At 69.1% G+C, this 12,526-nt stretch carries 9 protein-coding genes; 3 read left to right on the top strand and 6 right to left on the bottom strand.

All coding sequences use genetic code 11. The annotated features are described in order from the left end of the window. The first annotated feature begins 51 nt into the window (after nt 1-51). Complete coding sequence (locus Q0579_RS09785) at nt 52-972, top strand: hypothetical protein (RefSeq protein ID WP_298811748.1); 921 nt, start codon at nt 52-54, stop codon at nt 970-972. Here the strand turns inward: Q0579_RS09785 and Q0579_RS09780 are convergent. Continuing rightward, nucleotides 969-1,751, bottom strand: coding sequence for an SDR family oxidoreductase (locus tag Q0579_RS09780; RefSeq protein ID WP_298811746.1), 783 nt, complete (start codon nt 1,749-1,751; stop codon nt 969-971). The two genes, Q0579_RS09785 and Q0579_RS09780, sit on opposite strands and share 4 nt — an antisense overlap. Before the next feature lie 50 nt (nt 1,752-1,801). Here Q0579_RS09780 and Q0579_RS09775 point away from each other — a divergent pair, with 50 nt between their 5' ends. Continuing rightward, nucleotides 1,802-2,596, top strand: coding sequence for an ATP-binding cassette domain-containing protein (locus tag Q0579_RS09775; RefSeq protein WP_298811744.1), 795 nt, complete (start codon nt 1,802-1,804; stop codon nt 2,594-2,596). Beyond that, nucleotides 2,596-4,122, top strand: a complete 1,527-nt coding sequence (locus Q0579_RS09770; RefSeq protein ID WP_298811742.1) for an ABC transporter permease/substrate-binding protein — start codon at nt 2,596-2,598, stop codon at nt 4,120-4,122. The genes Q0579_RS09775 and Q0579_RS09770 overlap by 1 nt, the downstream gene beginning before the upstream one ends. Here Q0579_RS09770 and Q0579_RS09765 read toward each other — a convergent pair. The 5 genes from Q0579_RS09765 to Q0579_RS09745 form a co-directional block, all read right to left on the bottom strand. After that, nucleotides 4,119-6,980 (bottom strand): TonB-dependent receptor, encoded by a 2,862-nt coding sequence (locus tag Q0579_RS09765; RefSeq protein ID WP_298811741.1) that lies wholly within the window; start codon nt 6,978-6,980, stop codon nt 4,119-4,121. The genes Q0579_RS09770 and Q0579_RS09765 overlap by 4 nt on opposite strands. Nucleotides 6,981-7,057: 77 nt before the next feature. Beyond that, nucleotides 7,058-8,263, bottom strand: a complete 1,206-nt coding sequence (locus Q0579_RS09760; protein WP_298811740.1) for an acyl-CoA dehydrogenase family protein — start codon at nt 8,261-8,263, stop codon at nt 7,058-7,060. A 14-nt stretch (nt 8,264-8,277) separates the two neighbouring features. Further along, nucleotides 8,278-9,375, bottom strand: a complete 1,098-nt coding sequence (locus Q0579_RS09755; protein WP_298811739.1) for an acyl-CoA dehydrogenase family protein — start codon at nt 9,373-9,375, stop codon at nt 8,278-8,280. A gap of 15 nt (nt 9,376-9,390) precedes the next feature. After that, nucleotides 9,391-10,179 (bottom strand): SDR family NAD(P)-dependent oxidoreductase, encoded by a 789-nt coding sequence (locus Q0579_RS09750; RefSeq protein ID WP_298811738.1) that lies wholly within the window; start codon nt 10,177-10,179, stop codon nt 9,391-9,393. Between the two features lie 69 nt (nt 10,180-10,248). Further along, complete coding sequence (locus tag Q0579_RS09745; protein ID WP_298811736.1) at nt 10,249-12,525, bottom strand: FdhF/YdeP family oxidoreductase; 2,277 nt, start codon at nt 12,523-12,525, stop codon at nt 10,249-10,251. Between the last annotated feature and the right edge of the window lies 1 nt (nt 12,526).

Below are 12,526 nucleotides of genomic sequence, written 5' to 3'. Positions count from 1 at the left end.
CAACGCTCGCGCGCGGCACGGGGCAGCGCGCGAGGGGAGCGGGGGTGTACGATGATCGGCTCCACTTCGAGGCGCGCCACGCGGCGTGCCGCCGCGCACGTGATCGGCGGTTTCGCGCTGATATGCGCGACGTCGGCGGGTGAGGCGCGGGATCGTCCGGTCGCTCCTGCCCCGACCCCGCCGGTTGCGCTCGTACCGGTGGCGACGCTGCTGAACGAAGTGAAGTGCGATTACCTCGACTTCGCTTATTCCGATTATGCGCGACAGCAGCGGCTGGCGGTGGGCAAGGTGAGCGGTGAGCTGCGGCTGACACTGTCCCGGATCGGGACCGCGGCGACGCTCGGCGTGCCGGTCGCGCCGGGCGACCTGCGGCTGGACGACACCGCTTCGACCATCGCGCCGGGCGGCAACGGGCTGACGGTCCCGTTCGCGCTCGATCCCAGGCTCGCGCTCAATCCCGGCGCGTCGGGGCTCGACTGCGCGGCGTCCAAGCGGTTGTCGCGCACGATCCTCGATTTCACGCAATTGGCGGCCGAGTTCGGGCAGGCGCGACGGCTGGAGCCCGCGGTCAAGCTACGCTCGCCGATCCGCTATCGCGGGCAGTTCATGCTGCGGCGCAGTCCGGGCGGCGTCGACGTCGTGCTGCTGACGCTCGACCCGGCGCGGGTCGGCCGTGATGCGGGCTATCTGCAGACGTTCGATCTCGCGATCGAGACCGACGCACCGTCCTGGTTCGCCGATGTCGGCCCGGCCACCGCCGAGCCGCGCCCGGCCGTCGCGGCCGCACCCGCGCCTGCGCCGATGCCGTCACCGATTTCACCTTCGGCGCCGCGAATCGAGTTGCAGCGCATCGATCCGCCGCTGCCTGGCCCACGTCCGCGCGTGCGGGTACCGACTGCACCCCGCCCCGCCGGCGCGCCGCCGATACGCCGCTGCGTCGCGGATGCGAGCGGCGAGCTCGCCTGCTACTAGCCGAGCGCGCGCGCGGTCATCATGCGGCGGACGCGGCCCGGCATCCAGCGCGCGCCGAACGACAGCCGTCGCGCGGTCGGGCCGATCACCGCGTGCAGCTTGTCGCCGTGCACCGCGTCCCATGCCGCCTCGGCCACCGTCTCTACGGGTGTGAACTCCAGCTTGGCCGCGACCACCGCTTCGCGCACGCTGCGGTTGGTGCCGGGCAGTCCGGTGTTGAGAAGCGCGGTGTCGACGAAGCCGGGCATCAGGTCACGCACCTTGATGCCATCCGCCGCCCATTCGGCATCGAGCGCCTCGGTCAACCCGCGCACGGCGAACTTGGTCGCCGAATAGGCCGCGAGCCCGGCCGAGCCGTAGATCGCCGACGCCGAGGCGGTGTTGAGCAGGCACGAGCCCGGTGTCACCTTGAGATAGGGATAGGCCATGCGCGCGCCGTAAGCGACGCCGCGGAAATTGATGTCGATCACGCGGTCGAGCGCGTCGAGCGACAGCTCGCCGAACGGCCCGCCGAGCGCGATGCCGGCATTGTTGAACAAGACGTCGAGCCGACCGCCGCTCATGCTCGCGAACTCGTCGAGCACATGCTCCCACTCGCTGGGGTCGCGCACGTCCATCTGGTGCGTGCTGGTGCGCTCAGGCGGCAGCAGCGCGGCGGTGTCGCGCAGGCCGCCGCGGTCGACATCGGCCAATCCGACGCGCCAGCCCTTGTTCGCGAACAACTGCGCCACCGCCCGCCCAATCCCTGAACCGCCGCCGGTGATCAGGATCGCCTTCATGCCCTCTCCACTCTTGTTCCGCGCGCATCCTTCCCGCATCGTCGCGGGCGATGCCAGAGAAATCCGGGCAACCGCCATCCGGACCTGCGGTGACGTTCGAGCGCGTGAGCAAGCGCTACGCCGACGGCACGGTCGCGGTCGACGCGGTGTCGTGCGAGATCGCGGCGGGCAGCTTCGTCGCGCTGGTGGGCGCGTCGGGATCGGGCAAGTCGACGCTGCTGAAAACGGTCAATCGGCTGATCGAGCCGAGCGACGGCCGCGTGCTGATCGACGGCGCGGACGTGAGCGAGGGGCCAGCGTGGCAGGTCAGGCGTCGGATCGGCTACGTGTTCCAGAACGTCGGGTTGTTCCCACATCTGTCGGTGGCGGAGAATATCGCGCTCCCGCTGAAGCTCGAGCGTCGGCGCGATCCCGCGCGCGTCGACGCCTTGCTCGACACGGTCGAGCTGCCGCGTGCGCTCGGTCGGCGGATGCCGGCGGAACTGTCGGGTGGGCAGCGCCAGCGCGTCGGCGTCGCGCGCGCACTGGCGACCGATCCCGGGTTGCTGCTGATGGACGAACCGTTCGGTGCGCTCGATCCGGTCACGCGTGATACGCTGGGGCAGACGATCGCGCGGTTACAGCGCGCGCGCGGGCTCACCGTGCTGATGGTGACGCACGACATGGCCGAGGCGCTGCTCGACGCGGAGCGCGTGCTGGTGATGGAGCACGGGCGCATCGCCGCCGACACCACGCCCGCGGCGCTGATGCGCGGTGAAGGCGGCGACACGGCGCAGGCGCTGGTCGCGGTGCCGCGCGCACAGGCGGAGCGGATCGCGGCGCTCGCGCAAGGGGGGCCGCGCTGATGGGCGACGCCTTCGCCCGCGTGCCCGCGCTCGCCGCGCAGCACCTGCTGCTTGGCGTCAGCGCGCTGGTGCTGGCACTCGGGCTCGCACTGCCGCTCGGCTGGTGGTCGGCCAGGCGCCCGCGCGTGGCGCGGGTGACGCTGGGGTTCGCGAGCCTGGTGCAGACGATCCCCAGCCTCGCGCTGCTGGCGCTGTTCTACCCCGTCTTGCTGTGGGTGTCGGGCGTGGTCGGCGGCGGCGTGCCCGCGCTCGGCTTCCTGCCCGCGCTGCTCGCGCTGACGCTCTACGCGCTGCTGCCGATCATCCGCAATCTGGTGACCGGGCTGACGGGGATCGACCCGGCGGTGCTGGAGGCGGCGGACGGCGTAGGAATGACGCCGGCGCAGAAGCTCAGGCTGGTCGAGATACCGCTCGTCCTGCCGGTTGCGATGGCGGGCATCCGCACCGCGGCCGTGTGGACGATCGGCGCGGCGACGCTGTCGACCACGGTCGGCCAGCCAAGTCTCGGCGACCTGATCTTCGCGGGGTTGCAGACGCAGGCGTGGACGCTGGTGATTGCGGGGTGCGTGTCGGCGGCGGCACTCGCGCTCGGCGTCGATGCGTTGCTGGGACTGGCCGAACATGGTGCGCGGACGCGGCGCGGCTGGCTGACCTGGGGTGCGGTGGCAGCGCTGGCGGCGGCGACCGTCGCGGCGAGTACACCGCTGTGGGCGCGCGGCGGCGACCGCGTGGTGGTGATCGGCGCCAAGAATTTTTCCGAGCAGTACATCCTCGCGCGGTTGATCGGCGATCGGCTCAGCAAAGCAGGCTACACCGTCCAGTACCGCGACGGGCTCGGCTCCGCGGTCGCGTTCGGCGCGGTGGCGGGGGGTGAGATCGACGCCTACGTCGATTATGCCGGCACGATCTGGGCGGGCGAGATGAAGCGTACCGACGTGCCGCCACGGGCTGAGCAGGTGCGCGCGATCGCCGCATGGGCGGGCCGCACGCGCGGCGTCGGGCTGGTCGGATCGCTCGGGTTCGAGAACGCCTATGCCTTTGCGATGCGCGGCGACGACGCGCGCCAGCGCGGCATCGCGTCGCTCACCGACCTTGCCACCGCCTCGCCGCAGTTGAAGCTCGGCGCCGACCTCGAATTTCTCGACCGTGCCGAATGGGCCGCGATCCAGCGCGCCTATCCGATGCGGTTCGCCGCTGCCACGCCGTACAGCCCGACCTTCATGTACCGCGCGCTGGAGAGCGGGCGCGCCGACGTGATCAGCGCCTTCTCCTCCGACGGTCGGATCGCCGCCGACCGACTGGTGACGCTCACCGACCCTCGCCGCGCGATCCCCGGCTACGACGCGATCCTGCTCGTCGCGCCCAAGCGTACGAGGGATCAGCGCTTCCTCGCCGCGCTGCGCCCACTCATCGGCCGTATCAACGTCGCCGCGATGCGTGAGGCGAACTACATGGTCGATCGTGACGCGAACAAGGCGACGCCCGAGGCGGCGGCGCGCTGGCTCGCCGCCAAGGTCGGACTTTAGAAGAACAGCTTTCTGATCGACAGCCGCACCGTCCGGCCCAATGGGTCGAGGTAGCCCGGCTGGAAGCCAATCGGCACGGTGCCGGTCTGGTCGGTGACGCGCTGGCGCTGGTTGAACGCGTTGTTGAGCGACAAGGTGACGCGCGTGCCGCGCAGCCACGGATGCGCGCGGATCAGGTCGATCCGCTGCCCGAAGTCGGCGAACAGCCGCAGGTTGACCGTTGTCAGGCTGCCGAAATCGAGTGTTTGTGGGCTGGTGGGCGTCCCGCCGTTGATCCGCGTCGCGCTCTGGAAGTTGAGCGACGCGCGCGCGCCCAGGCCGTTGTTCGAGTAACCCGCTTGGCCCTCGAGCTCGTGCCGCGATTGTCCGCCCGATCCGCCGATCGCGTCGCCGTTCAACAGGTCGAGGACCGGGCCGCCGTCGGCGATCGTCACGCGGTCGGTGAAGTGCCAGGTGTGATAGAGCGCGAACTGCACGCGGCCCCCGGCGGCCGCCCCGCCGCCGCCGCCGAAGCGCCCGCCGCCGAAACCACCGCGACCACCACCGAAGCCGCCGCCGGGCCCGCGTCCGCCACCCGGCGCGTCGCCGCTGCGGGGTTGCTCGCCGCCGTTCGCCGCCGCGCGCGCGCCGCTGCCGTCGGGGCGGGTCGCATCGGGCGGCGCACCCTCACCGTCGCGACGGCGCCCGCCGGGCGGGCGCAGCCCTGCGAACGGGTTGGGCCCGGTTCCGGCGCGAAACGCCTCCAGCTCCTTTTGTATCTTGGACTTCAACTTGAACGAGACGTTGAAGCCGTAGCGAAGCTCCGACCGCTCGCTGCGGGCGAAATTGACCGGCCGGGTGTCGAGCCGCACCAATTCGCCGTTCACGCGCGTGAAGCGATCGCGAAACGCCGCCTCGATCGCGGCGCTGGCGGCAGGAAAGCTCGCGATCGGATCGTCGACGCGTTCGGTGACGTAATTGGCGATGAAATTGATGTCGCGATCTGACCAGGGCTGGAGCGTCGCGCCCAGCTTGGTCACGTGGCGCTCGTCGGCGCGCAGGAACGGGTTGCCGCCGGTCACCGTGGTGACGGTCGCGGTCGTCCCGCGGACGTAATCGAACACGCGCACACCCGCGGTCGGCACCTGCGGATTGCCGAGCTGCTGCGCGGAGGGTGCCTCGTCCTCGTTGGTGACCGAGTAGATCAGCCGCACACCCCGTAGCGGCGACCAGTTGGCGCCGTAGCCGAGCGTCCAGAGCGTGCCGAAGTCCGACAGATGATCCGCCGCCACATTGGCGTTCAACGAGAAATCGCCGATAGCGCTCAGCACCCCGCGCGTGCGGCTGGCGATCGGCAGGTCGAGATTGACCTGCGCGTTGCCGATGTCGCGCGAGATGTCGGCGGGCTGCGTCACGCCCGCGCGCGTCGAGCGGCTGGTGAAATCGGCGCTCGACGCGCCGATACGGATGCTGGTGTTGGCATCACCCGCGGGCAGCGAGAACACCGGCCCGGTCACCAGCGTGTCGAACGCGAGGTTGGTCGACCGCGAGCGGCCGAGATTGTCGGGCGCCCGCACCAGATCAAACGCGCCGAACGGATTGGCGCCGGGGTCGCTCGCGGTCAGCAGCGCCTGGAACGCGGTGGTGTCGAGCCCGGTCTGGCTGCGCGTATTGCTGGCGCTGTAATCGGCGTTGGCGTTGACGGTCCAGCGCCAGCGCCCCTGATCGCCGTTGGCACTCGCTCCCAGATGCGCGTCGGTGCTCTCGACATGCTGGCCGAGCACGCCGAGATCGGGAAACGCGCGGCTGACCCGCGCTTCGCTGTCGAAAGGCGAGAAAGGATTGCCGACGGGCAGCAGGAAGTTTCCCGTCACCAGTCCGCGGTCCGCATCGCTCACGTCATGCTGGACGCGCGCGTTGAAGGTCGCGCCGATCCGCTCGCTCAGGCTGGTCGCATAGACGCCGTTCGCCTGAAAGCTCCTGGTTTCGGGCAGCAAGGTGCGGAAGCGCGACTGATCGACCGGGCTGACGGTTGTGAGGAAATCACCCGCGGCCACCGCGCCGTTCGCCGCCGAGGCGGGTGCGCCGAGCGTGGTGCCATCGGCCAAGGTGACGGTGCCCGCGCTCGACGCCCCGCTCTGCGCCTGGACGATGCTGCGCTCCGCCTCGGTCAGTGCGCTCGCTTGATCATATTCCAGGTGGACGCTGGTGCGCCCGGTGCGCTGGATGCGCAGCCAGTCGGCCTTGGCACCGGGCTGGTTGCGCCCGCCGTCGGTCGCAAGCGTGTCGATCAACTCGCCGGTATAGGCGCGGAAACGCGGGCGCAGCACGAAGTTCACGACGCGCTGGTCGGCGCGGTAGCCGTATTTGAGCGCGACCTCCTCGGGCAGGATCTCGACCCGCAGGATCGCCTCGGTCGGCAGGTCGCGGATTTCGGAGAAGCCGCCGATCCGCCGGCCGTTGAGCAGCACCACCGGCGCGCCGCCCGATCCACGGCCCGAGCGCGTCTGCGGGCTGAGCTCGGTCAGCAGGTCGGCAACCGAGCTGACGCCGTAGCTGCGGATATCGGCGGGGGACAATGTCTGTTCGGGGGGAATGTCGCCGACGACGCTGCCGACCGGCTTGCGCCCGGTGACGACGATGTCCTCGCCCTCGCCCGCCTCACCCTGCGCGTCGGGTGAAGCGGCGCCGGCTTCGCTGGGGGAGCCGGCGGGCGGTGTCGCGGCGGGGACGGCAGGCGCCTGTTCCGCCGTTGTCGCGGGCGTCGGCGCATCCGCGGGTGCCGGCTGCGCCGGTGCGGGAGCAGGAGAAAGCTGCGGCGCCGTTTGCGCAAATGCGGGAACAGCGGCGGTACTCGCCAGCAACAGGAACAATCGCAACGCCACACTCCCTTGCCCGATCGGCGGGTGCGTCGGCGCTAGCGGTGAAATGTCGCGTAATTATGCCCGCATGGGCGTCAGCGCCCGGCGGGCAGATCGCGGAACGCGGCCTCCTTGTCGGTGCGGATTTCGCCCGGCAGGCCGAGCACGCGTTCGGCGATGATGTTTTTCAATATCTCGTCGGTGCCCCCCGCGATGCGTAGGCCCGGCGCGTTCATCACCGCCGACTGGAACAAAGCGCGCATCGGCGACACCGCGGCGTCGTTGATGATCCCGAACTGATCCTCCGCTTCGACCGCGCTGTTGCCGATGTCCTGCAACTGGTTGGCGGCGATGATCTTGCCGATCGAGCTTTCGGGACCGGGCGTCTGCCCGCGGCTGAGCGCGGTGATCGTGCGCATCCGCGTGTTGCGCAGCCCCTCGGCCTGGACGTACCAGTCGGCGAGCTTCTGCCGGAACGCCTTGTCCTGCAGCAGCGTCCCCTCGCCCGCGTCGAGGTCGCGCGCGAGCTTCAGAATTTCCTTCGGGCCCGCGCCGCCGCCACCGCCGACCGCGAGCCGTTCGTTCATCAGCGTGACGAGCGCGACGCGCCAGCCGTCGTCGACCTTCCCCAGCCGCTGCGCGTCGGGGATGCGCACGTCGGTGAAATAGACCTCGTTGAAGTTCGACCCGCCCGACATCTGGTGAATCGGCCTGATCTCGACGCCGGCGCTGCGCAGGTCGAGCCAGAACATCGTCAGTCCCTTGTGCTTGGGCACGTCGGGATTGGTGCGCACCAGCACGATGCCGAAGTCGGAATAATGCGCGCCCGAGGTCCACACCTTCTGCCCGCTGACGACCCAGTCGTCGCCGTCGCGCACCGCGCGCGTGCGGATCGCCGCCACGTCCGATCCGCCGGCGGGTTCGGAGAAAAGCTGCGACCAAATCTCCTCGCCGCGCAGCGCCGGGCCGACGAAGCGCTGCTTGGTGGCATCGTCGGCGAACGCCATCACGGTCGGCACGCACATGCCGAGCCCGATAGTGAAGTAACCGTATTGCACCGGGTAGCGCGCCTCCTCCTGCCCGAAGATCACGCTCTGGATCGGGGTGCCGCCACCGCCGCCCCATTCCTTGGGCCAGGTGATCTGCGCGTAGCCTGCCGCGGCCTTGCGCGCCTGCCACGCGCGCGCCGCCGCTAGGTCATCGTCGTGCGGCATCGCCTTGTGTTCGGGCACGTTGGTGTCGAGCCAGGCGCGCGCGGCGGCGCGATACTCGGCTTCCTCGGGCGTGTCGTTGAAGTCCATCGTCGCTTTTCCCTTCAGGCCGCGTTCTTCATCTCGAGCTGCGCCACCAACCGCTCGCGCCACTGCGCCGGCGCGCCCGCGACCAGGCTCAACTGGCGTGAGCGGCGGTAATAGAGCTGCGGGTCGGCCTCCCACGTAAAGCCGATGCCGCCGTGCGTTTGGATGTTCTCTTTCGATGCGAACCAGAACGCCTCGCTCGCCGCGACACGCGCGGTGGCGGCGGCGAGCGGGAGTTCGGCGGCGCGCGCGTTCAATGCCCAGGCGCCGTAATAAGCGTTCGAGCGCGCGATCTCGTTCTTCACGTACACGTCGGCCAGCTTGTGCTTGATTGCCTGATAGCCGCCGATCGGCCGCCCGAAGGCATAGCGATCGAGCGCATAGCCCTTCGCCATCTCCAGCGCCTTGTCCGCGCCGCCGATCTGCTCGAACGCGAGCAGCACCGCGGCGCGGTCGAGCACCCGCTCGGTCGCGGTGAAGCCGTCCTCGTCGCCCAGCCGCTCGGCCGGGGCATCGGTGAAGGTCAGCCGCGCCGCGGAGCGCGTCGGGTCGAGCGTCGTCAGCACCTCGGCGGCAACGCCCTCGCCGCGCTCGACCAGGTAGAGCCCGTCCCCCGCCAGCACGACGATCAGGTCGGCGACGTCGCCGTCGGTGACCGGGATCTTCACCCCCGACAAACGCCCGCCCGACACGCTGGTGCGGACCGATCGCGGTGTCGTCGGCCCCGGTCCCTCGCTCGTTGCGAACGCGCCGATCACCGCGCCCGCGGCGATGCGCGGCAGCCATTTCGTCTGTTGCGCCTCGGAGCCGAACAGCATCAGCGCCTCGGCGACGAAATAGACGGTCGAGGCGAACGGGATCGGCGCGCAGGCGCGTCCCAGTTCCTCCGCTAGCGCGCACAGTTCGACATGGCCGAGCCCGAGCCCGCCATGCGCCTCGGGGATCGCCGCGCCGAGCCAGCCCTGTTCGGCGACTCCGCGCCACAAGGCCTCGTCATAGGCGCGATCGGCGTGGTTGAGCACGCCGCGTACGACCGCGGGCGGGCATTTGGCGTCGAGGAACTTTCGTGCCTCGTCCTTCAGCATCTTCTGCTCGTCGGAATAATCGAAGTTCATGTCATCCCCCGTCGATCAGCGCGGCTGCATGCGGATCGCGCCGTCAAGCCGGACGTCCTCGCCGTTGAAATAGCCGTTGCGGATCATCTCGAGTGCGAGGCGCGCATATTCCTCCGCCTGCCCCAGCCGTTTGGGAAAGGGGACCATCGCCGACAGCGCCGCCTTCACCTGCGGTTTGGCACGACCGAGCAGCGGCGTGTCGAAGATACCGGGCAGGATCGTGTTGCAGCGAATGTGCTCGGCCGCGAGATCGCGCGCGACGACCAGCGTCATGCCGATCACCCCCGCCTTCGCGCTGGCATAGGCGACTTGGCCGACCTGCCCCTCCTCGCCCGCGACGCTGGCGGTGTTGACGATCGCGCCGCGATCACCATCGGGCAAAGGATCGAGCGTCATCATCCCCGCAGCGGCACCGACGATGCAGCGGAACGAGCCGACGAGGTTGAGCTCGATCGTCTTTTGATAATTCTCGATCGGATAGGGCGTGATCGCGCCGTCGTCGCGCGCACGCGCCACCGTCTTGTTCGGGCCGCCGAAGCCGCCGCCGGCGCAATTGACGAGGATACGCTCCTGCCCGTTCGCGGCGCGTGCGGCGGCGAAGCCCGCGTCGACCGACGCCTGATCCATCACGTCGACCGCGCAAAAGGTCGCGCCGATCTCGTCCGCGATCGCGGGACCGATCTCGGCATTCTTGTCGAACAAGGCGACGCGAACGCCGTGATCGCGCAGCGCGCGTGCGGTGGCGAGCCCCAGCCCCGAGGTACCGCCGGTGATGATCGCCGCGATTTCCGGCCCTAGCTCCATATCGCTCTCCCGCATGCGGACGCTGCGCGCCCGTCATGCAGGATAACATCTGTTATGCTAGTGCAGGCGTCAAGCGCCGATCGGTTCCACCTCGATGCGTACCGGCACCGACTTGGCGGCGGGGACGTGGCTTTCCTCGGCATGGTGTTCGAGCGCGATCAGCGGATTGCACTCGGGATAATAGGTCGCGATGCAACCCTTGGGCACGTCGCGCGCGACGACCATCAGCCCCTCGACGCGGCGCGATACATTGTCCTCGGCGTCGCCCACCAGCGTGACCTTCTGCCCTTCGGACAGACCACGCTCGGCGATGTCGGCGGGGCTCATCATCACCACCTGCCGCGTGCCGTTGATGCCGCGGAAGCGATCCGAATAGCCGTAGATCGTGGTGTTGAACTGGTCGTTCGAGCGTACCGTCAACATGCGATAGCGGCCGTCGGTATCGGTGAAGCCGGTGGCGTTGAGCACGTCGGGCACGATGAACTCGGCCTTTTTCGACGGCGTGTCCCATTCGCGCCCAGCCGCCTTGTTGCCTTTCCAGAACCCGCCGGGCTCCTTCAACCGCTCGTTGAAGCGTTCGAAGAAATTGGGAAAAGCCTCGGCGATCTCGTCGCGCACCAGCGCATAATCGCCGACCCACTTGTCCCACGGCACGCGCGGATTGGGTTCGAGCGTTTCCTTGGCGATCCCGGCGACGATCGCGGGTTCGGACAGCAGATGCGGGCTGGCGGGGTCGACCTTGCCGAACGACGGGTGGATGACGCTGGTCGAATCCTCCATCGTCACGTGCTGCGCGCCCGTTTCCTGCAGATCGCGCTCGATCCGGCCCAGGCACGGCAGCAGCCAGGTGTCGCCCTTCGCGGGGATCAGGTGGCTGCGGTTGAGCTTGGTCGCGATCTGCACGGACAGGTCGAGCTGGCGCCAGCCTTCCTCCATCAATCGCGTCTCGGGTGTCGCACGGACGAAATTGCCGCCGAGCGAGACGAAGCCGCGCACGCTGCCGTCGATCACCCCGCGGCACGCCTCGACCGTGTCCAACCCCTTCTCGCGCGGCGGCTCGAAGCCGTACATTTCCTTCAACTTGTCGAGCGGGGCGAGCTCGGGCTTCTCGGTGATGCCGACGGTGCGCTGCCCCTGCACGTTGGAATGGCCGCGCACCGGAGTCGGGCCCGCGCCAGGCTTCCCGATATTGCCGCGCATCAGCAGCAGGTTGACGAGCATGCGGACGTTGTCGACGCCCTTGACGTGCTGCGTCAGCCCCATGCCGTAGATCGCGATCGTTGCATTAGCGCGGCCGTATACCTCGGCCGCCATCGACAGCGCGTCGCGCGTCAGCCCCGATTCGCGCTCGATCTCGTCCCAAGTCGTCGCGCGCGCCTTCGCGGCGAAGGCGTCGAAATCGTGCGTATTCTCGGCGATGAAGTCGTGATCGAGCCGGTCATGCTCGATCAGCCACTTCGCCATCCCCATCATGGCCGCGAGGTCGCCGCCCGCGCGCACCTGGTGATATTGCGTCGCGATCCGCGTCTTGCCGCCGGTCGCCATCTCGATCGGGTTCTGCGGATCGGTGAAGCGCTCGAGCCCGCGTTCGCGAAGCGGATTGAACACGATGATCGGCACGCCGCGCTTGCGCGCCGAGCGGAGCTGGTGGAGCATCCGCGGGCTGTTGGTGGCGACATTCTGCCCGAAATGCAGGATGCAGTCGGTGGTGTCGAAATCCTCCAGCCGCGTCGTCCCGACCGGCACGCCGATCGCCGCCTTCAATCCGACAGAGGTCGATTCGTGGCACATGTTGGACGAATCGGGCAGGTTCTGGTTGCCGTACATCCGCGCGAGCAACTGATACATGTACGAGGTTTCGAGGCTGGCGCGGCCCGAGGCGTAGAAGACGACCGACTTGGGCGCGAGGCTCTTGAGCTTCGCGCCGATCTCCTTGAACGCCATCTCCCACGGCACGACGATATATTTGTCGCTGGCCGCGTCATACTTCATCGGATGCGTCAGCCGCCCGGCTTCCTCCAGCCGGTAATCGCTCCATTCACGCAGGCTCGTCAGCGTGTTGGCACGAAAGAACTCTGGCGTGACGCGCTGGCTGGTGATCTCCCACGCGGTCGCCTTGGCACCGTTCTCGCAGAATTCGGCCGGGTTGGGCGGGTAGGGCTTCGACCAGGCGCAACTAACGCACATGAAGCCGTCATGCTTGTTCTGCCGCAGCAGCTCGGCCGAGGTCTCGACCGGGTTCTTCTCGCGCGGGACGATGTCGGCGAGCGATCGCATCGATCCCCATCCGCCCGAAGGCCCGGTGTAGGGCGTGAAATCGGGGCGGTCTTCGTGTTGCTTGGCCATG

Origin of the sequence: uncultured Sphingomonas sp. (assembly GCF_936927845.1) — a bacterium.
GTDB lineage: Bacteria > Pseudomonadota > Alphaproteobacteria > Sphingomonadales > Sphingomonadaceae > Sphingomonas.
The sequence above is the reverse complement of the archived record's forward strand: the minus strand, read 5'-3'. Positions and strand labels throughout refer to the sequence as shown.

Coding starts and splice junctions, on each gene's coding strand:
- Q0579_RS09760 (WP_298811740.1), bottom strand. CDS start 8,263: ATGGACTTCAACGACACGCCCGAGGAAGCCGAGTATCGCGCCGCCGCG.
- Q0579_RS09770 (WP_298811742.1), top strand. CDS start 2,596: ATGGGCGACGCCTTCGCCCGCGTGCCCGCGCTCGCCGCGCAGCACCTG.
- Q0579_RS09750 (WP_298811738.1), bottom strand. CDS start 10,179: ATGGAGCTAGGGCCGGAAATCGCGGCGATCATCACCGGCGGTACCTCG.
- Q0579_RS09775 (WP_298811744.1), top strand. CDS start 1,802: ATGCCAGAGAAATCCGGGCAACCGCCATCCGGACCTGCGGTGACGTTC.
- Q0579_RS09755 (WP_298811739.1), bottom strand. CDS start 9,375: ATGAACTTCGATTATTCCGACGAGCAGAAGATGCTGAAGGACGAGGCA.
- Q0579_RS09785 (WP_298811748.1), top strand. CDS start 52: ATGATCGGCTCCACTTCGAGGCGCGCCACGCGGCGTGCCGCCGCGCAC.
- Q0579_RS09745 (WP_298811736.1), bottom strand. CDS start 12,525: ATGGCCAAGCAACACGAAGACCGCCCCGATTTCACGCCCTACACCGGG.
- Q0579_RS09780 (WP_298811746.1), bottom strand. CDS start 1,751: ATGAAGGCGATCCTGATCACCGGCGGCGGTTCAGGGATTGGGCGGGCG.